Origin of the sequence: Thermocrispum agreste DSM 44070, assembly GCF_000427905.1 — a bacterium.
Lineage (GTDB): Bacteria > Actinomycetota > Actinomycetes > Mycobacteriales > Pseudonocardiaceae > Thermocrispum > Thermocrispum agreste.
In genome coordinates this window covers 162,337-181,230 of sequence record NZ_KE386603.1, presented here as the reverse complement: position 1 = coordinate 181,230, position 18,894 = coordinate 162,337, and the positions used below count along the sequence as shown (strand labels likewise).

17 protein-coding genes are annotated in these 18,894 nt (G+C 70.2%); 12 read left to right on the top strand and 5 right to left on the bottom strand.

What is annotated here, in order from left to right; all coding sequences use genetic code 11:
• Positions 1–61: 61 nt before the first annotated feature.
• Entirely contained in the window at positions 62–1,024 is a 963-nt protein-coding gene (locus YWY_RS0111040; protein ID WP_156899203.1) for a 4-hydroxy-3-methylbut-2-enyl diphosphate reductase, read from the bottom strand.
• Positions 1,025–1,365: 341 nt separating this feature from the next.
• Between YWY_RS0111040 and YWY_RS0111035 the strand changes: the two genes are divergently transcribed.
• The 8 genes from YWY_RS0111035 (at position 1,366) to YWY_RS24790 (ending at position 8,398) form a co-directional block, all read left to right on the top strand.
• Positions 1,366–2,031, top strand: a complete 666-nt coding sequence (locus YWY_RS0111035; protein ID WP_028847645.1) for a lipid droplet-associated protein — start codon at positions 1,366–1,368, stop codon at positions 2,029–2,031.
• The gene (gene xseA, locus YWY_RS21510) at positions 2,028–3,320 is read left to right on the top strand and encodes an exodeoxyribonuclease VII large subunit (protein WP_084609192.1); all 1,293 of its coding nucleotides are present in this window, start codon (positions 2,028–2,030) and stop codon (positions 3,318–3,320) included. The genes YWY_RS0111035 and xseA overlap by 4 nt, the downstream gene beginning before the upstream one ends.
• Positions 3,317–3,559 carry an exodeoxyribonuclease VII small subunit gene (locus YWY_RS0111025; protein ID WP_028847644.1) on the top strand — a complete coding sequence of 81 codons (243 nt, stop codon included), beginning with the start codon at positions 3,317–3,319 and terminating at the stop codon, positions 3,557–3,559. Before xseA ends, YWY_RS0111025 begins: the two co-directional genes overlap by 4 nt.
• Before the next feature lie 69 nt (positions 3,560–3,628).
• Entirely contained in the window at positions 3,629–4,714 is a 1,086-nt protein-coding gene (gene glpX, locus YWY_RS0111020) for a class II fructose-bisphosphatase (RefSeq protein WP_028847643.1), read from the top strand.
• Between the two features lie 350 nt (positions 4,715–5,064).
• Positions 5,065–5,865 (top strand): S1 family peptidase, encoded by an 801-nt coding sequence (locus YWY_RS0111015; protein ID WP_028847642.1) that lies wholly within the window; start codon positions 5,065–5,067, stop codon positions 5,863–5,865.
• Positions 5,866–5,918: 53 nt separating this feature from the next.
• A complete protein-coding gene (locus YWY_RS0111010) occupies positions 5,919–6,908 on the top strand; it encodes a S1 family peptidase (protein WP_084609191.1) in 990 nt (329 codons plus the stop codon).
• 324 nt (positions 6,909–7,232) lie between these two features.
• The gene (locus tag YWY_RS0111005; protein ID WP_028847640.1) at positions 7,233–8,030 is read left to right on the top strand and encodes a S1 family peptidase; all 798 of its coding nucleotides are present in this window, start codon (positions 7,233–7,235) and stop codon (positions 8,028–8,030) included.
• A 242-nt stretch (positions 8,031–8,272) separates the two neighbouring features.
• Entirely contained in the window at positions 8,273–8,398 is a 126-nt protein-coding gene (locus YWY_RS24790) for a hypothetical protein (protein ID WP_281168985.1), read from the top strand.
• A gap of 74 nt (positions 8,399–8,472) precedes the next feature.
• Here the strand turns inward: YWY_RS24790 and YWY_RS0110995 are convergent, their stop codons facing one another.
• Positions 8,473–9,444, bottom strand: a complete 972-nt coding sequence (locus tag YWY_RS0110995; protein ID WP_028847639.1) for an NAD(P)/FAD-dependent oxidoreductase — start codon at positions 9,442–9,444, stop codon at positions 8,473–8,475.
• Between the two features lie 116 nt (positions 9,445–9,560).
• Between YWY_RS0110995 and YWY_RS0110990 the strand changes: the two genes are divergently transcribed.
• The 3 genes from YWY_RS0110990 (at position 9,561) to YWY_RS0110975 (ending at position 14,401) form a co-directional block, all read left to right on the top strand.
• The gene (locus YWY_RS0110990) at positions 9,561–10,976 is read left to right on the top strand and encodes a class II fumarate hydratase (RefSeq protein ID WP_028847638.1); all 1,416 of its coding nucleotides are present in this window, start codon (positions 9,561–9,563) and stop codon (positions 10,974–10,976) included.
• A gap of 457 nt (positions 10,977–11,433) precedes the next feature.
• A complete protein-coding gene (locus tag YWY_RS0110980) occupies positions 11,434–12,945 on the top strand; it encodes an ATP-dependent DNA ligase (RefSeq protein WP_028847637.1) in 1,512 nt (503 codons plus the stop codon).
• A gap of 16 nt (positions 12,946–12,961) precedes the next feature.
• Positions 12,962–14,401: a GuaB1 family IMP dehydrogenase-related protein gene (locus tag YWY_RS0110975; protein ID WP_028847636.1), complete on the top strand. Its 1,440-nt coding sequence runs from the start codon at positions 12,962–12,964 to the stop codon at positions 14,399–14,401.
• 155 nt (positions 14,402–14,556) lie between these two features.
• Here YWY_RS0110975 and phoH2 read toward each other — a convergent pair whose 3' ends face one another.
• Both phoH2 and YWY_RS0110965 read right to left on the bottom strand, forming a co-directional pair.
• A complete protein-coding gene (phoH2, locus tag YWY_RS0110970) occupies positions 14,557–15,846 on the bottom strand; it encodes an RNA 5'-3' helicase PhoH2 (protein WP_028847635.1) in 1,290 nt (429 codons plus the stop codon).
• A 444-nt stretch (positions 15,847–16,290) separates the two neighbouring features.
• The gene (locus YWY_RS0110965; protein ID WP_028847634.1) at positions 16,291–17,067 is read right to left on the bottom strand and encodes an isoprenyl transferase; all 777 of its coding nucleotides are present in this window, start codon (positions 17,065–17,067) and stop codon (positions 16,291–16,293) included.
• 161 nt (positions 17,068–17,228) lie between these two features.
• On the opposite strand from YWY_RS0110965, the gene trhA reads away from it, so the two are divergent.
• Positions 17,229–17,945, top strand: coding sequence for a PAQR family membrane homeostasis protein TrhA (gene trhA, locus YWY_RS0110960; protein ID WP_038045009.1), 717 nt, complete (start codon positions 17,229–17,231; stop codon positions 17,943–17,945).
• Between the two features lie 5 nt (positions 17,946–17,950).
• Here trhA and YWY_RS0110955 read toward each other — a convergent pair whose 3' ends face one another.
• Positions 17,951–18,511 carry a hypothetical protein gene (locus YWY_RS0110955; protein ID WP_028847632.1) on the bottom strand — a complete coding sequence of 187 codons (561 nt, stop codon included), beginning with the start codon at positions 18,509–18,511 and terminating at the stop codon, positions 17,951–17,953.
• Between the last annotated feature and the right edge of the window lie 383 nt (positions 18,512–18,894).

Here is an 18,894-nt window from a genome sequence, read left to right as displayed (position 1 = left end):
GGCTACCGGACGGGGTCCTCGAGCCGGCACGCGGGCTCCGGCCGCTGACGGGACCACGCGGTCAGCGCACCTGCGACCGCTGCTTGGCGTCGCGCAGCTCCCTGGGCAGTGCGAACGAGATCTTCTCGCTGGCGGTGGTGATCTCCTCGACGTCGCGCCAGCCGCGCTCGGACAGCCAGTCCAGCAGCTCCAGCACCAGCACGTCCGGAACGGACGCGCCACTGGTCACGCCGATCGTCTCGACGCCGTCCAGCCACTTCTCGTCGACCTCGTCGGCGTAGTCGATCAGATACGCGTCCTTGGCCCCGGCCTGCAGCGCGACCTCCACCAGGCGGTTGGAGTTCGACGAGTTCTTCGATCCGACGACCAGCACCAGGTCGCACTCGGGGGCCATGGCCTTGACCGCGGTCTGCCGGTTCGACGTGGCGTAGCAGATGTCGTCCGACGGCGGGTCCGCCAGCTTGGGGAAGCGCTTGCGCAGCTGTTCGACCCGCTCCATCGTCTCGTCCACCGACAGCGTTGTCTGGGACAGCCACACCACCTTCTCCGGGTTGCGCACGGTGACCTTGTCGACGTCGTCGGCGGTGTCGACCAGCTGGACCCGGTGCGGCGCCTCCCCCGCGGTGCCCTCGACCTCCTCGTGGCCCTCGTGGCCGATCAGCAGGATGTCGTAGTCCTCGCGGTCGAAGCGGTTGACCTCTTTGTGCACCTTGGTGACAAGCGGGCAGGTGGCGTCGATGGTACGGAGGTTGCGGGCGGCCGCCTCGGCGCGCACGGCAGGCGAGACACCGTGCGCGGAGAACACCACGAGCGCCCCTTCCGGGACCTCGGACAGCTCCTCGACGAAGATGACGCCGCGCTTGCGGAGGGTGTCGACGACGTGCCGGTTGTGCACGATCTCCTTGCGGACGTACACCGGCGGCCCGTACTTCTCCAGGGCCTTCTCCACGGTGACGACCGCCCGGTCGACCCCCGCGCAGTAGCCGCGCGGCTTGGCCAGCAACACCCGCTTGCCCATACTCATGCCCCCTACCCTACGGGCATCCACCCGGGTGAAGCTTCCGCAGGTGAGCCGTGGCACCGTCATGGTGCTGTCCACGTGCAACCGGACCGAGGAAGCCTCCGCAGGTGAGCCGTGGCACCCCTGGCGGCCACGAGCCCGCCACGGACACCTTCGTCCTTCGTCATCGCGTGGCCAGGGCATCGCGCCCGGCCACAGCCCGCACTGCTCCATGCGCATGACCAGCGGTGCGGTGTCGGCCCTCCGCCGGCTTGGGGCGGGGCAGTTCTCCACAGGGGTGGACTCATCCACAGTTCCGTCACCTCAGGGTTGGGTCCGCCACTCAGGTGAGAGAGACTGGGCGCATGAAGCCACTTCCCCTGCCGGTACGGGTCGCGGCCGGGTTGTTCGTCACCGCCCGCGAGCGCGCCAAGGATCTGCCCCGTCAGCTGATCGGCTTGCCGATCACCGTGGTCAGCCACGTGCTGCAGACGTCCATGCGCGTCCAGCAGCACATCACCGAGCTGGCGTTGAAGGGCGACGAGGCGCTGTCCGCGCTCCGGCCGGTGGAGGAAACCCCGAGCTGGGCGACGTTCGACGAGGACCTGGAGGAGACCGCCGAGGAATTCGCGAGCGTGGTCTCCGTCCCGGCGCCGCGGGCGGAGCGCAATGGCTCCGGCTCCGCGGCCAGCGCCCGCACCAGCCTGTTCGACCGCGCGGCCGCAAGCGAGCGGACGGCCGTCGAGGACAGCGAGGAGTCTCCGTGGGAGGCGGAAGCGCGCGAGGTGGCCGCCCGCGACGCCGACCCGAACGACGACCCGGAGCAGGGCGACGGCCCGCGGGCGCCGAGCTGGCTGCCGAACTACGACCAGCTGTCCCTGGCGCAGCTGCGCGCCAGGTTGCGCACGTTCGACGTCACGCAGCTGTCCGAACTGCTGGCCTACGAAAAGGCCAGCTCGAACCGGCCGTCCTACGCCGGGATGCTGCAGCGGCGGATCGAACGGTTGACCGGAGGTGACTCCGCGCCGTGACGGCCGAGCCCGCGCAGGTGGATCGCGAGCGCCCGACGCCGGACCGGCCGTGGCCGGTACGCACCGTCGCGCGCAAGATCGCCGACTGGATCCACCGGCTCGGGCACGTGTGGATGGAAGGCCAGATCACTCAGATCACCGCGCGGCCGGGCACCAGGACCGCGTTCCTGACCCTGCGTGACCCGGCCGCGGACGTCTCGCTGACGGTGACCTGCCCGGTCGGGCTGCTCGACGAGGTGCAGCCGCCGCTGCGGGACGGCGCGCGCATCGTGGTGCAGGCGCGCCCCAACTTCTTCGTCAACCGGGGCACCATCAGCATGCGGGCGACCGAGATCCGCACGGTCGGCATCGGCGAACTGCTGGCCCGCATCGAGCGGCTGCGCCGGCTGCTGGCCGCCGAGGGCCTGTTCGCCCCCGAACGCAAGCGCCCGCTGCCGTTCCTGCCCAAAGGCGTCGGGCTCATCACCGGCCGGGCGTCCGCCGCGGAACGGGACGTGCTGGCGAACGCACACGCCCGCTGGCCTGCGGTCCGGTTCACCGTCTACAACACCGCGGTCCAAGGGCCCATGGCCGTCCCGCAGATCGTCCGTGCCTTGCAGGAATTGGACGCCGACCCCGATGTCGACGTCATCGTCATCGCTCGTGGCGGCGGCAGCGTGGAGGATCTGCTGCCGTTCTCCGACGAACGCCTGTGCCGCGAGGTGGCGCGCACCCGCAAGCCGGTCGTGTCGGCCATCGGCCACGAGCCGGATTCCCCGTTGCTCGACCTGGTTGCCGACGTGCGCTGCTCGACGCCGACCGATGCGGGCAAGCGCATCGTGCCGGACGTCGCGGTGGAGGCGGAGCGCGTCGCCGAACTGCGTCAGCGGTGCCGCCGCGCCCTCCGCGGCTGGGTGGAGACCCAGTGCGAGTGGCTTGCGCAGATCCGCAGCCGCCCGGTGCTGGCCGATCCGTACGGCCCGCTGGATCGCCGCGCCGACGAGATACGGCTGGCCCGGGAGCGCGTCCGCCGTGCCGTGCTGACCGCGCTGTCCGCCGAACAGGCGAAGCTGGCCACCGCACGCGGCCGGCTCGCGGCGCTGGGACCGGCGGCGACGATGGCGCGTGGTTACGCCGTGGTGCAGGTGCGCCGGCCGGACGGATCGCTGACCGTGCTGCGCTCGGTGGAGGATGCCGCCGTCGGCGCCGAACTGCGCGTGCGGCTGGCCGACGGCGCGGTCCACGCGGTTGTCGACACCGTCACGCCCGATACCGGTGACAGCGAATCGTCTGCCAGGATCGAACCATGAGCGGCGAATCCAACGGCTATTCCGCGCTCGGCTACGAGCAGGCTCGCGACCAGCTCCTCGAGGTGGTGCGCGAGCTGGAAGCGGGTGGCCTGTCGCTGGAAGAGTCCCTCGAGCTGTGGGAGAAGGGCGAAGAACTCGCCCGGGTGTGCGAGCGGCACCTGGAAGGCGCCCGCAAACGCATCGACGACAAGCTGGCTTCCGTCGGCGAGGACCCCGACAAACCCGGCGAGGGCGAGTAACGCCGCACGACAGCCGACCAGACCTCGGCGATTCGCGAGTATCCACGAGCGTCACGACGGGAGGACACCATGAGCGCGACCGACCCGGCTCCGCAGACCTCGAGCCCCACCGCAGACCGGTCCGGCGCCCGTCGGGGCGAGGCCCCGGACCGCAACCTGGCCATGGAACTGGTCCGGGTCACCGAGGCAGCCGCCATGGCGGCCGGCCGTTGGGTCGGCCGCGGTGACAAGGAAGGCGGGGACCAAGCGGCGGTCGACGCCATGCGCCAGCTGATCAGCACCGTGTCCATGCGCGGCGTGGTGGTGATCGGCGAAGGCGAGAAGGACGAGGCCCCGATGCTGTACAACGGCGAGCTGGTCGGCAACGGCGACGGGCCGGAGTGCGACGTCGCGGTCGACCCGATCGACGGCACCACCCTGATGAGCAAGGGAATGCCGAACGCGCTCGCCGTGCTGGCGGTGGCCGAGCGCGGCGCGATGTTCGACCCGTCCGCGGTGTTCTACATGGAGAAGCTGGCCGTCGGCCCGGAAGCGGCGGACGTCGTCGACATCACCGCGCCGGTTGCGGAGAACATCCGGCGCGTGGCGAAAGCCAAGAACACCGACGTCAGCGACGTGACGGTGTGCATTCTCGACCGGCCACGGCACGCCAAGCTGGTGGAGGAGGTGCGCCAGGCGGGCGCTCGGATCCGGTTCATCACCGACGGCGACGTGGCCGGGGCGATCGCGACGGCGCGGCCCACCACCGGTGTGGACATGCTGGTAGGGATCGGCGGCACCCCGGAGGGCATCATCGCCGCGGCGGCGATGAAGTGCATGGGCGGCGCATTGCAGGGCCGGTTGTGGCCGAAGGACGACGCCGAGCGGGAGAAGGCGATCGCCGCGGGCCACGACCTCGACCGGGTGCTCACCACCGACGACCTGGTCAGCGGCGAGAACGTGTTCTTCTGCGCCACCGGCGTCACCGACGGCGACCTGCTTCGTGGCGTGCACTACCGGTCCGGCGGAGCGACGACGCACTCGATCGTGATGCGGTCGAAGTCGGGCACGGTGCGCATGATCGAGGGCTACCACCGGCTGACCAAGCTGCGCGCCTACTCCTCGGTCGACTTCGACCGGAAGGGCGACGAGCGGGCTGTGCCGCCACTGCCGTAGCCCGCCCTCCCAGCAGGCGGCGGGCACGCCGGCATTGCTGCCGGGGCTCCGGTGAGCACCGCGCCGCCCTCCCAGCAGGCGGCGGGCACGCGATCCGCTCCTCGAGCACGGCCCGGCCGCTCACTCGGTCCACCACGGCCCCGGCGATCCGACCCGGACGTCGGGGCTTTCCCATGCGCGAACGCCGCACAGGTCATCGAGAACATGGTTCACGACTTTTCGCGACCAAACGTAAACAGTTGACGGATCCCTACTTTCGCGGGTGTCACACGTTCGGTCATGACCCCTACCTTCCGTCACCAATGCACTCCGTCGGCGGATGCCGGCGACGACGGAAGGAGGAAGAGAACATGCGGAAACGTTCTCTGGTGGTGGGACTCCTGGCGGCGGCAGCCACGGCTGTGAGTGGTGTGGCGGCAACCGGCGCCCTCGCCGCACCCGCAGACACCAAGGACGACGTCCAGCCCTACATCGTCGGCGGGCACGAAGCCACCGAGGAATACTCGTTCATCGTTTCGCTGCAGCAGGGCGGCAGGCATTTCTGTGGCGGGTCGCTGGTCGCGGCCGAATGGGTGGTCACCGCTGCGCACTGCGTGGAAGGCACCAGCCCGTCGTCCATCCAGCTGCGCATCGGCAGCAACGACCGCACCTCCGGCGGCGAAGTGGCGCGGGCTGCCTCCATCACCATCCACCCGGACTACGACATCGCGAACGACATCGCGGTCATCAAGCTCGCCGCGCCGGTGCAGGCCACGCCGATCGCGCTGGGCACCTCGGCCGACGTCGGCACCACGTCACGCATCCTCGGCTGGGGCCAGACCACGCCGTTCCCCGGCGCCGACAACGGCGCGGACTACCTGCAGGAACTGGACGTGTCGGTGGTCGACCCGAGCGGATGCAGGGGCGGCTACATCGACCCGGCGACCGAGCTGTGCACCGACAACCCCGGCGGTGACTCGGGCGCGTGCTACGGCGACTCCGGCGGCCCGCAGATCGCCAAGGAAGGAGGCAACTGGGTGCTGATCGGCGCCACCAGCCGCTCCGGCGGCAGCTCCACGTGCGCGATCGAACCGTCGATCTACACCAGCACCGTCGCGCACGCCGACTGGATCAACGACGTCACCGGAGGCGCGGTCAGCGCAGCGAGCTGATTCTCACGCAGCACCAGCGAGGGGTCCGCCGGGTCACCGGTGGACCCTTCTTCATGCGCACGCAACTGGTACGGACGCGTCAGGCATCGCAAGGTTGCGTAAGGAGGCAAGAAATCACAGCACAACAATCCGCCGGGCGATTCTCGCCATTGCCCTACTTTCGCAGGTGTTTTTCCTCCGATCCCGCACTTACCTTCCGTGCCCGGGCGTTCAGGTGCGCTCGCGCACCGAGGAAGGAGAAACACCGCATGACGAAACGATTGCTGTGGGCAGGACTGGCGGCTGCGACAGTCGCGGTGCTCAGCAGCCTGATGGCGCCGATTGCTTTCGCGGACGGCAACTCCGACGTCAGACCGTTCATCCTCGGCGGGCATGACGCCACCGAGGATTACCCGTTCGCCGTCTCGATTCAGAACTCCGGCGATCACTTCTGCGGTGGCTCCCTGGTCGCTCCGGAGTGGGTGCTGACCGCCGCACACTGCGTCGCCGACGTCCAGCCCGCCCAGCTCACGTTGCGCGTCGGCAGTATCGACCGCACGTCAGGCGGTGAAGAGGCGCGGGCCGACACGATCGTCGTCCACCCGGGCTGGCACGACGGCTCCGACGACATCGCGCTGGTCAAGCTGGCGAAGCCGGTGACAGCCGAGCCGATCACGCTGGGCACCTCGGCCGACGTCGGCACCGACGGGCGCGTCCTCGGCTGGGGCCGGACCACGAACGATCCCGACGACTACGGTCCCGACATCCTGCAGGAGCTGGACGTGACCGTGATCGAGCCGCACGAGTGCCGGGACGCGTCGATCAGCCCGGACGACGAGCTGTGCGTCGCCGGGCCGACGGCCGGCTCCGGTCCCTGCTTCGGCGACTCCGGCACCGGAATGATCACCAAGGAAGGCAATGCCTGGGTGCTGGTAGGGGTCGCCAGCCGCTTGGGCGGGGACGCCGACGGGTGCGGGAAAACCCCAACGATCTACACCTTCGCACCTGCCCACAGCGAATGGATCGCGAACGCCACCGACGGTGCCGTGAGCGGACGGCCCTGACCGCGTCGAACGGGCGAAGACTTGCGACGCCGGACAGCACGCCGAGCACCCAGCCGGCCCAACACCTCGACAAGCGAAACCCCGCGCTGGTCCTCGGCCGTGCTCACCCTCGCAGCACATTGCTGCAAATGCCGACGAGCGGAGGAAAGCCGACCCGGGAGGAAACCCGGCCCATTGTCCGTGAATGCAAAACCGTTGGCCTCCGGGGAAACGGCAGGCCGCGCCCCTACTTTCGCAGGTGTCGTTGCGGAGCGGGCCGCACTTACCTTCCACTTGTCAGAGCTGTCGGCCGAGCCGGCTCCCTACGGAAGGAGAAATCACCGCATGCGGAAACGCTCTCTGGTCACCGGTCTGGTCGCGGCGGTGGCCACCGCGGTGAGCTGGCTGACGGCGCCGAGCGCTTTCGCAGACACCGCAGCCGACGTCAAGCCGTTGATCGTCGGCGGGACACAGGCCACCGAGGAATACTCGTTCGTCGCCTCGCTGCAGTACTCGGGCGAGCACTTCTGCGGCGGGTCGGTCATCGCCCCGGAGTGGGTGCTGACCGCCGCGCACTGCGTCGACGGATTCCGGCCCGCTCAGATCAGGCTGCGCATCGGCAGCAACGACCGCACCTCCGGCGGCGAGCTGGTGCAGCCGGACCGCTTCGTCGTCCATCCCGGCTGGCTGGGCACCAGCAACGACATCGCACTGATCAAGCTGGCCGAACCCGTGCAGGCCGAGCCCGTCTCGCTGGGCTCGGTGACCGAGGTCGGCACGGCAGGCCGGCTGCTCGGCTGGGGGCAGATCACGCCGCAGCAGGGCGCTGACGCGGGTTCCGACCTGCTGAAGGAGCTGGATGTCACCCTGGTCGGGCCGAACAACTGCCGCGCCGGCCTGATCGACCCGAAGACCGAGCTGTGCGTCGGCAGCACCACCGCGGCTTCCGGCCCCTGTTTCGGCGACTCCGGTGGTCCGATGATCACCAAGGAGGGTGGCGCCTGGCGGCTCATCGGCGTCACCAGCCGTCTCGGTGGGAGAAGCGTGCGGTGCGCGGACGACCCGTCCATCTACACCAACGCCGCAGCCTTCTCCGCTTGGATCGCCAAGTCGACCGGCGGAGCCGTCAAGACCACGCACTGATATCTCCCTCCCGGTGAGCGAAGGGCCCACGACCTCGTGGGCCCTTCGTTGTGCGCTCGGCGGGACAGCTGGGGCGGCGGGCAGCCGCGGCCGCGCGGCACGCAAGCCGTGGCAACTGCCGTGACCACGGGCGGTGCCAGGACAAGCCACCCACGGCGATACCGGGACAAGCCGCCCACGGCGATACCAGGGCGACCAGCGACTCGGGCGGCCCACAGATCAGCAAGGAGAACGGCACCTGAGTGCTGATCGGAGCCACCAACCGCGGCCCGTTCGGGTGCGGCACAAGGCCGTCGGTGGACGCCAACGTGGTGGCGGACGCGGAGTGGGTCAGCCAGACCACCGGAGGCGCGGCAGAAGCCTCGTGACAGTCACGCGGTGAACCCGTCTTCACACTCGTCAAGCGGGCCCGCCCGGGCGGGCCCGCATCGTCACTTGTCCGTCACATGTCAGAGGAATGCCCCGGGAACAGGTGCGCGTGCGGGTCCAGGGTCACCGCGATGTTGTTCACCGCCGTTGCGGCTTCTCCAAACCCGGTCGCGATCAACTTGACCTTCCCCGGATAGGTCGCCACGTCACCCGCCGCGAACACATTCGGCCGCGTGGTCGCCATCCGGGTGTCCACGACGATCTGCCGTCGCTCGATCTCCAAGCCCCACTGCTCGATCGGGCCCAAATCGGCCGTGAAGCCCAGCGCGGCGACGACCGTGTCCGCCGGCATGCGGACCGGATCGGCGCCCTTCCGCGTGATCTCCACCTCGCGTACCCGGTCGTCGCCGAACATCGCTGTCACCTCGGCGTCGGTGATGATCGGGATGCCCAGCTCCCGAGCTCGCGCCACCACCGACTCCGCGGCACGGAACCGGGCGCGGCGGTGCACCAGCGTCACGCTGGCCGCGATCGGATGCAACGCCAGCGCCCAGTCGAAAGCGGAGTCTCCCCCGCCGACCACGATGACGTGCTTGCCGCTGTGTTCCTGCAGCGACGGCACGAAATGCACCACCCCGCGCCCCATCCACTCCTGCCCGGCGGGCAGCGGGCGTGGGGTGAACTCCCCGATGCCCGCGGTGATCAACACGGCCCTGGTGCGCACCGGGTCCCCACCCTCGATGCCGACCTCGAGCTTGTCGCCGGCTTCGGTCAGCGTGGTCGCCTTGCAGCCCAGCAGGTAGTGCGGGTCGGCCTGCTCGGCCTGCTTGACCAGTGCCGCCACCAGGTCCCGGCCCAACACCGCGGGAAATCCGGCCACGTCGTAGATCTGCTTCTCCGGGTACATCGCGGTGATCTGCCCGCCCGGCTCGGGCAGCGAGTCGACCACGGCACAGCTCAGCCCGCGGAACCCGGCGTAGTAGGCGGCGAACAATCCGGTGGGCCCGGCGCCGACGATGAGCAGATCGACTTCGAGGCGGCTCATACCGGAAGGTTATCCCGGTCACACCAGTCGTGCGGTTCTTCGCGCGCGCCGCTCGGCAGACGAGACGTAACTCGCGATGAGTGGCCGCGCCGCGCGCGCCGGGCCAGACTCGAGGCATGGTCGACAACACTGGCGCACCGGACGGCTACCGCATCGAACGCGACACGATGGGCGAAGTGCGCGTGCCCGCCAATGCCCTCTACCGGGCGCAGACCCAGCGGGCGGTGGAGAACTTCCCCATCTCCGGACGTGGCCTGGAGCGATCCCAGATCAGGGCGCTCGGGTTGCTGAAAGCCGCCTGTGCCCGGGTCAACGGCCGGTTCGGTGTGCTCGACGACGAGCTGGCCAAGGCCATCGCCGACGCCGCCGACGAAGTCGCCGAGGGCAAGCACGACGAGCACTTCCCCATCGACGTGTTCCAGACCGGCTCAGGGACCTCGTCGAACATGAACGCCAACGAGGTCATCGCGACCCTGGCGAGCAGGCGGCTCGGCCGGGACGTGCACCCCAACGACCACGTCAACGCGTCGCAGTCGTCCAACGACACGTTCCCCACCACGCTGCACCTGGCCGCCACCGAAGCGGTCGTGCGCGAGGTCATCCCGGCTCTGTCGTACCTGACGGAGACCATCGAAGGCCGGGCCGCGGAGTGGGGCGACCTGGTGAAGTCCGGCCGGACGCACCTGATGGACGCGGTGCCGATCACCTTCCAGCAGGAAGCCGGCGCCTGGGCCGCCCAGCTGCGGTTCTCGGTCGAGCGACTGGAGGCGTCGGTGCCCCGGCTGGGCGAGCTGGCCATCGGCGGCACGGCTGTCGGCTCCGGCCTGAACGCGCCACCCGGATTCGGCGCCGCCGTGGCCGAGGAGCTGGCCAGGGTGACCGGGCTGCCGGTGACCGAGGCGCGCAACCACTTCGAAGCGCAGGCGTCGCAGGACTCCGTGGTGGAGGCGTCCGGTCAGCTGCGTGCCGCCGCGGTGGCGCTGCACAAGATCGCCAACGACGTGCGCTGGCTCGGTTCCGGCCCGCGTGCGGGCCTGGCCGAGCTGGCGCTGCCCGACCTGCAGCCGGGGTCGTCGATCATGCCCGGCAAGGTCAACCCGGTCATCTGCGAGGCCACGTTGCAGGTGGTCGCCCAGGTCGTCGGCAACGACGCGGCCGTGGCGTTCGCCGGGGCGCAAGGCAACTTCCAGCTCAACGTGAACCTGCCGGTGATCGCCAGGAACGTGCTGGAGTCGGCACGGCTGCTGTCCGCGGTGTCCCGGCTGCTCGCCGACAAGGTCTTCGCCGGCCTGCAGGTCAACGCCGAGCGCGCCCGGGCCTACGCGGAGGGCTCGCCGTCCATCGTCACCCCGCTGAACCGCTACCTCGGCTACGAGGAAGCCGCCGCGATCGCCAAGCAGGCGCTGGCCGAGAACAAGAGCATCCGCGATGTGGTGGTCGAGCGCGGCCATGTGGCCAACGGCAAGATCACCGAGGAACAGCTGGACGAAGCACTCGACGTGCTGCGGATGGCCCGCGGCAACGCAGGCTAGCCGCGGAGCGCAACGACCCGGCAGGCCGGTACCCCGGGCATGGCGTGCTGATCGATCAGCGACCGCGGGTCCCACCGCGGCTCGAGCCCCGCCGCGGCGGCCATCCGCGGGCGTTCACTCGACCCACGAGTACCGCACCGCCACCGAGTCCCGGTGGGGCGGAACGCGGATGGTCGTGGCACTCGCAGCCGGGGACTGCCGAGTAGGCGGCCGGACACGGCCGAGCGGACAGTCGGAAGTAAGCCGTGAGCCGGGCTGCGGCCGATGGGCTGCCGCACCGAACCACCCCACACGAACTCGCCAGAACCACCGGCTCACAAACCACGAGCGCAACCAGCCGCGACAGCCCTGGAGCGGCACCGGACCGGGCGCGTCGGCTGGGCGACCGCTCCCGGCTGACGCCGGCCGGGCATCCGCAACCAGCGAATTCGTCGTGGTCCGGCGGCATGATGGACACATGCTGCTGACCACCGTCGTCGCGGCCTCCGAAGCCGTCGCCGCCACTCGTTCGCGCAAAGCGAAGGTCGCCGAGCTGGCCGCGCTGCTGCGCCAGGCCGGGCCGGGCGAGCGCGCGGCGGTGGTCGCGTTCTTGTCCGGCCAGCTCACCCAGGGCAGGCTGGGCGTCGGCTGGCGCACCCTGTCCGCGCTGGAGGCCGAACCGACCGCCGAGCCGCAGCTGACCGTCACCGAGGTCGATCAGGCACTGACCGCGATCGCCGAGACCCCGCCGGGCCCCGGCTCCACCACCGCACGGCTGACCGTGCTGCAGCAGCTCTTCCGTCGGGCGACCGAGGCCGAGCAGCGGTTCCTGGTGCAGCTGATCCTGGGCGAACTGCGCCAGGGCGCGCTGGAGGGGGTGATGCTGGACGGCATCGCGGCCGCTTCGGGCGCGCCCGCCGAGTCGGTACGCCGAGCGTTCATGCTCAGCGGCCGCCTGCCGGAGACCGCGGCGGCGGCCCTCTCGGGTGATCCGGCCGCGCTGGATTCGTTCCGGTTGGAGCTGGGCCGCCCGGTGCGGCCGATGCTGGCATCCCCGGCCGGGTCGCTGTCCGAGGCGATGGAGGTCCACGACCGCTCCGTGGTGGAGTACAAGCTGGACGGTGCCCGGATCCAGGTGCACAAGTACGACGGGCGGGTGCGGATCTGGACCCGCACGCTGCGGGAGATCACCCCGCACGTCGGCGAGCTGGCCGAGCTGGTGCGCGCGTTGCCGTGCCGTTCGGTCGTGCTCGACGGCGAGACGCTTGCACTGACCGACGACGGCCGTCCGCGCCCCTTCCAGGAGACACAGGCACGGTTCGGTGCCACCAGCGAGGAGCAAGTGCGTGCCCTGCTGCTGCGGCCGTACTTCTTCGACTGCCTGCACGTGGACGGCGTGGACCTGCTGGATGCACCGCTGCACGAGCGGCGGGAAGCGCTGCACTCGGTCGCCGACGAGCACGTGATCCCGGGCGAGGTCGGGCCGGACGATCCGGACCAGGTGCTCTCGTCGGCGTTGACCGACGGGCACGAGGGCGTGGTGGTGAAGAACCTCGACTCCGCCTATGCCGCGGGCAGACGCGGCAAGGCGTGGCTGAAGGTCAAGCCGGTGCACACGCTGGACCTGGTGGTGCTGGGCGCCGAGTGGGGGCACGGACGGCGCACCGGCTACCTGTCGAACCTGCACCTGGGCGCGCGGGATCCGGACGGCGGACCGCCGATCATGGTCGGCAAGACGTTCAAGGGACTCACGGACGAGCTGCTGCGCTGGCAGACCGAGGTGTTCCCGCGGTACGCGGTGGAGTCGACGGACTGGCTGGTGCGGATGCGACCCGCGCTGGTCGTGGAGATCGCGCTGGACGGAGTGCAGCGGTCGACCAGGTACCCGGGCGGGGTCGCGTTGCGGTTCGCGCGGGTGGTCCGCTACCGCCCGGACAAGACCCCCGCCGAGGCCGACACCATCGACACTGTTCGCGCAATGCTGCGCTGACCCGTAGCGTGGTCTCGTGCAGTACCTCAACGGGCGTGAACCACAGTACGACCTGACTTACGACGACGCATTCCTGGTGCCGACGGCCTCGTCGGTGGAGTCGCGCTTCGACGTCGACCTGGCCACCGTCGACGGCACCGGCACCACGATCCCGATCGTGGTGGCCAACATGACCGCGGTGGCTGGGCGCCGCATGGCCGAGACGGTGGCCAGGCGCGGTGGCCTGGTGGTGTTGCCACAGGACGTCGACCCGCACGCGGTCGCCGACATCGTGTCCTGGGTCAAGCAGCGCGACACCACGTGGGACACCCCACTGACCCTGGCCCCGGACGACGCCGTGGTGGACGCGGTCAACCTCATGGGCAAGCGCGCGCACGGAGCGGTCGTGGTGGTGGATGCTGACGGCCGCCCGACGGGCATCGTGCCGGAGCGGGCGTGCTCCGGGGTGGACCGGTTCACCCGGCTCGGAGACATCGCGCAGCAAGCGCAGGTGCAGCTGCCGATGACGACACCGGCCCGTGAGGTGTTCGACGAGCTGCATGCGCACGGCGAACAGCTCGCCCTCGGGTTGGACGACGACGGACGCCTGGCCGGGGTGCTCACCCGGGTCGGGGCGCTGCGCGCGTCTATCTACCGTCCCGCGGTGGATGCGGCCGGGCGCTTGCGCGTCGCGGCGGCGATCGGAGTGAACGGCGATGTCGCGGCGAAGGCCAAGGCCCTGCTCGACGCCGAGATCGACGTGCTCGTCGTGGACACCGCGCACGGCCACCAGGAGAAGATGATCAAAGCGCTGCGCGCCGTGCGATCGCTCGACCCGCAGGTTCCTGTCGTGGCAGGCAATGTGGTGACCGCGGAAGGCACCCGAGACTTGATCGAGGCCGGAGCCGACATCGTCAAAGTCGGCGTCGGACCCGGTGCGATGTGCACGACGCGGATGGCGACCGGTGTGGGCAGGCCGCAGTTCTCCGCCGTGGTGGAGACCGCCGCGGCCGCGCGGGCGCTAGGCAAGCACGTATGGGCCGACGGCGGCATCCGGCACCCGCGGGACGTCGCGTTGGCGCTCGCAGCGGGCGCCTCCGCGGTGATGATCGGCTCGTGGTTCGCCGGCACCTACGAATCCCCCGGCGACCTGCACTACGACGAGCACGGGCGGCCGTACAAGGAGTCGTTCGGCATGGCGTCCAAGCGCGCGGTGGAGGCCCGCACCCGCTCCGAAAACCCCTACGAGAAGGCCCGCAAGGCGCTGTTCGAGGAAGGCATCTCGTCGTCGCGGATGGCGCTGGACCCGGCCCGGCCGAGCGTGGAGGACCTGCTGGACGCGATCTGCGCGGGCGTGCGGTCGGCGTGCACCTACACCGGTGCGGCGAACCTGGAGGAGTTCCACCGGCGGGCGGTCGTCGGCGTGCAGTCCGCCGCCGGGTTCAACGAGGGGCGGCCGCTGCCCAGCGGCTGGTGACGTCCCGCGCCCGCAGCGTGAGCGCCACGCCAGTGCCCGGGGCCCGCAGCCGGATCATCTGGGCGAACGAGTACCGGCATCGTGAGCGCCACGCCATGCCCGGGACCGGCAGCCGGATGTGCCACCGGACCCCGGGCAGGCGCCCGGCTTGGCGATCACATGCCGTAGTCCTCCAGCATCTCGGTGACCAGTGCGGCGATCGGCGAACGCTCCGAGCGGGTCAGCGTGATGTGCGCGAACAGCGGATGTCCCTTGAGCTTTTCGATGACCGCGGACACCCCGTCGTAGCGGCCGACGCGCAAGTTGTCCCGCTGGGCGACGTCGTGGGTGAGCACCACCCGTGACCCGCTGCCCAGCCGCGACAACACGGTCAGGAGCACGTTGCGCTCCAGCGACTGCGCTTCGTCAACGATGACGAACGAGTCGTGCAGCGAACGCCCCCGGATGTGGGTGAGCGGCAGGACCTCGAGCATTTCCCGGTCGAGGACCTCGTCCAGCACGTCCTGCGAGATCAGCGCACCGAGCGTGTCGAACACCGCCTGCGCCCACGGCTGCATCTTCTCGTTCTCGGTGCCGGGCAGATAGCCGAGGTCCTGGCCGCCGACGGCGTACACCGGGCGGAACACCACGACCTTGCGGTGTTGCCTGCGTTCCATCACCGCTTCCAGGCCGGCGCACAGCGCCAACGCGGACTTGCCGGTGCCCGCCCGGCCGCCCAGCGACACGATGCCCACGTCCGGGTCGAGCAGCAGGTCGAGCGCGATGCGCTGCTCGGCGGACCGGCCGTGCAACCCGAACGCCTCCCGGTCGCCGCGGACCAGCTGCACCCGCTTGTCCTCGGTGATCCGGCCCAAGGCCGACGACGAGCCGGACAGCAGCCGCAGCCCGGTGTGGCACGGCAGGTCACCGAGGCCGGTGAGCCCGAAGTCGGCCGGATCGACCACGCCGTTCTTGTAAAGGGCGTCCAACGACTCCTGCGGGACTTCCACGTCCTGCATGCCCGTCCAGCCGGACGGCACCACATCGTGGGCCCGGTACTCGTCGGCGCGCAGGCCGACCGCGCCTGCCTTCACCCGCAGCGGGATGTCCTTGGTCACCAGCGTGACGTGCTCCCGCTCCGCGCTCAGGTTCAACGCGCAGGCCAGGATCCGATGGTCGTTGGAGTCGGTGCGGAAGCCGGCAGGCAGCACCCCGGGGTCGGAGTGGTTCAGCTCCACCTGGACCGTACCGCCGTCCTCGCCGATCGGCACCGGGGCATCGAGCCTGCCGTGCTGCCTGCGCAGGTCGTCCAGCAAGCGCAGTGCTTCACGGGCGAACCACCCGAGCTCGGGGTGGTGCCGCTTGCCCTCCAGTTCGCTGATGACCACCAACGGGAGCACGACCGCGTGCTCGGCGAACCGGGTCAGCGCCCACGGGTCGGACAGCAGCACCGACGTGTCCAGCACGAATGTCCGGCGAGCTGATGTCGGGGGCGCGGCGTCCGGGGAATGCCCGATCCGGGCGGCACTGGCGCCGGATAGCGGAACCTCCGTCGCGGCCTTGCGGGACGAACGCTGCACAGTCACGGCTTCTCCCTCGAGGGCGCGGCACCCGCGCCCTGCTGTCGCGCGTCGGCCGGGCACCCCGCCGTCCGTGGCCACCCGCCGCCCGAGTCAGGCGGCGTCAGCACGAAGGCCGGGTGCCGGCCCTCGCGTGAGTCGGGTGAGCGATCGAACCGCTCGGCTGACTGTAGTCACGTCCCAGGGCCTCCCGGGACGACCCGTGCCTTCGTCCGGGCCGTCACTGGCAAGCTACCGCGCCGTACCGACAACGCGCAGGCTGCCACACAGGTGATTCACCAACATTTGACGTCACGTTCCGTCGGGCTGCTGACCCGATCGGCGGTTGACTCACGCGCCGAACCGGCGTTGCCGCCAGGAGAATTCACGCAACGCACGCAAGAAGTCCACGCGCCGGAAGGCCGGCCAGTACGTCTCGGTGAACCAGAACTCCGAATGGGCCGATTGCCACAGCAGGAAGCCGGACAGCCGCTGTTCGCCGGAGGTGCGGATGATGAGGTCCGGGTCGGGCTGGCCGGAGGTGTACAGGTGCTCGGAGATGTGGTCGACGTCGAGCATCTTGGCCAGCTCGGTGATCGACGTGCCCTCGCTGGCGTGCTGTAGCAGCATCTTGCGCACCGCGTCGGCGATCTCCTGGCGGCCGCCGTAGCCGACCGCCACGTTGACCACCATGCCGTTGCGTCCCTGGGTGCGCTCGGCCGCCGCGGTGAGCCGCTTGGTGAAGTCCTCCGGCAGCACCTCGAGCGCGCCCATGATGCGCAGCGTCCACGGGTGCTGCGGTTCGGCCAGGTCGTCGACCACGTCGCCGATGATTTCCAGCAGCGACTCGACCTCTTCCGGCGACCGCTTCAGGTTGTCGGTGGACAGCAGCCACAGCGTGACGTACTCGATGCTCATCTCCCGGCACCAGCCGAGGAAGTCGGCGATCTTGCGGGCGCCCGCCCGGTGACCTTGGCTGACGTTGGTGAAGCCTGCTTCCCTGGCCCAGCGGCGATTGCCGTCCAGCATGATGGCCACGTGCCGCGGCCGCTTGCCGGCGGTCTGCTGGATCAGCCGCTTCTCGTACAGGCCGTAGATGATCTTCGACGCCCATGACCGCAGACTCACAGGGGAACTCTACTGCTGTCCGCGCCGCGGCCGTCCGCGCACCTGGCGACGGCGGCGCCTAGTCCACGTGGGTGGTCCGGGCCGGGCTGCGGATGCGCGGGCAACCTACGGTGCCGTAGCCTGAAATCTCCAGCAGCCGGGAAGACCAGGAAGGCCGCCGCGTGAGCGTTACCTCTCCGCGCAGGAACGACGCCGAAGAGCTGCCTCCGCCGCATGTGCAGGCCGCTGCCCAGCGCCCGCGCCTGCGGGGGCACATCCACTACTGGTCGTTCCTGGCCACCCTGGTGGCCGGGACCGCGCTCATCTCGCTGTCCGCCGCCCAGGTCTCCGGGTTCGCCGCGCTGACATGCTCGGTGTACGTGGCGACGGTGCTGGGCATGTTCGGTGTCAGCGCCTTGTACCACCGGCGGATCTGGGTGAGCTACCGCGTCTACATGTGGATGAAGCGGCTCGACCACTCGATGATCTTCCTGTTCATCGCGGGCACCTACACCCCGTTCACGCTGCTGGCCATGCCGCAACCGACCGGCTGGATCGTGCTGGCGGTGGTGTGGACGGGCGCGCTCGCGGGCGTGATGCTCAAGCTGTTCTGGCCCGACGCGCCGCGCTGGCTGGGCGTGATCGCCTACAACGTGGTGGGCTGGGTGGCCGTCTTCGTGCTGCCGGAGCTGGCCGAGTCGGTGGGCATCGCCGCGCTGGTGCTGCTGCTGGCCGGTGGAGTTCTCTACACCACCGGCGCGCTGATGTACGCGATGAAGAAACCCACTCTGTGGCCGAAGGTCTTCGGCTACCACGAGATGTTCCACGCGTTCGTGACCGCGGCGGCGCTGTGCCACATGATCGCGATCTGGTTCTGCGTGTACTCCTACGCGGGGTAGCCGGCTTACAGCTGCGGGCCGCGCGCACGCAGGTCGTCCACCGCCTGCATGGCCCGGCGCAACTCGTCCAGCCACTCCTCGGCGTGCTCACCGACCAGGCGCACGCACCAGGCCAGCGCCTCGGAACGAGACCGCGCCACCCCGGCGTCGACCAGCGTGTCCAGCACCTTGCGCTCCGGCTGACGCAGCCGCGTCATGACCGGAACCGACAGCGTCGTGAAGACCTCCCGGGCGTCGCCCAGTCGCACACCCCAGGCCACTTTGCGCTGGTACCGGTGTTCCGCCTGACGGGCGATCTGCATGCGCGTCTCCCGCGTCTGCTCGCGGAAGCGGGCGATGCGGCCCGCGACGGCGGCGGCACGGTCGGCGTCGTCGGTGAACTCTTCCTCCAGCGGGGGAAGCTCGCCGATCACGATGATTTCCTCGCGGTCGACGCTGACCTCGGGCGGGCCGGTGAACCAGTCGTCCGGCAGGCGCCCGGCGAACCAGGCCGCCGCATCGTCGGCCGGCGGCACTTCCGCCTGGTGCCAGCCACCACGGCCACGCGCTTTCCACCCGTGCCCCATGAACCGCTCTCCCGTGAAGTGCCGATACATTGCCACTCCTGATTACAGAATTACAGTAGTAGCAAAGTTACGCTCCGACGGGAAGGCGCGGCGGCCGCGTTCACCGGCAGCTGAATTCGGCTGACATCGAGCAGACGGAGAGCGCGTCCACACGAGCGGGGGTCCCGTCCACGCAAGCAGAGGCTCGTCCGCGCGAGCAGGGAGCCCGGCCACGCGGGTGAGACGCCCGGCCACGCGAGGGACTCGCCCAGGCAAGCGGGGAGCCTGCCCACACGAGCGAGGGCTCGTCCACGCGAGCGAGGAGCCCGGTCTGCCACGGCCGAGTCCTGGTACGTGGAGTAATGGCTCGTCCGCGCGAGCAGGGAACCGGCCACGTGGGTGAG

What these genes read in the sequence shown, in the direction of transcription:
- YWY_RS0111035 (WP_028847645.1), top strand. Translation starts at nt 1,366, where the DNA reads ATGAAGCCACTTCCCCTGCCGGTACGGGTCGCGGCCGGGTTGTTCGTC.
- YWY_RS0111010 (WP_084609191.1), top strand. Translation starts at nt 5,919, where the DNA reads ATGCGCACGCAACTGGTACGGACGCGTCAGGCATCGCAAGGTTGCGTA.
- YWY_RS0111040 (WP_156899203.1), bottom strand. Translation starts at nt 1,024, where the DNA reads ATGAGTATGGGCAAGCGGGTGTTGCTGGCCAAGCCGCGCGGCTACTGC.
- YWY_RS0110995 (WP_028847639.1), bottom strand. Translation starts at nt 9,444, where the DNA reads ATGAGCCGCCTCGAAGTCGATCTGCTCATCGTCGGCGCCGGGCCCACC.
- YWY_RS0110955 (WP_028847632.1), bottom strand. Translation starts at nt 18,511, where the DNA reads ATGGGGCACGGGTGGAAAGCGCGTGGCCGTGGTGGCTGGCACCAGGCG.
- glpX (WP_028847643.1), top strand. Translation starts at nt 3,629, where the DNA reads ATGAGCGCGACCGACCCGGCTCCGCAGACCTCGAGCCCCACCGCAGAC.
- YWY_RS0111015 (WP_028847642.1), top strand. Translation starts at nt 5,065, where the DNA reads ATGCGGAAACGTTCTCTGGTGGTGGGACTCCTGGCGGCGGCAGCCACG.
- YWY_RS0110990 (WP_028847638.1), top strand. Translation starts at nt 9,561, where the DNA reads ATGGTCGACAACACTGGCGCACCGGACGGCTACCGCATCGAACGCGAC.
- YWY_RS0110980 (WP_028847637.1), top strand. Translation starts at nt 11,434, where the DNA reads ATGCTGCTGACCACCGTCGTCGCGGCCTCCGAAGCCGTCGCCGCCACT.
- YWY_RS0111025 (WP_028847644.1), top strand. Translation starts at nt 3,317, where the DNA reads ATGAGCGGCGAATCCAACGGCTATTCCGCGCTCGGCTACGAGCAGGCT.
- YWY_RS0111005 (WP_028847640.1), top strand. Translation starts at nt 7,233, where the DNA reads ATGCGGAAACGCTCTCTGGTCACCGGTCTGGTCGCGGCGGTGGCCACC.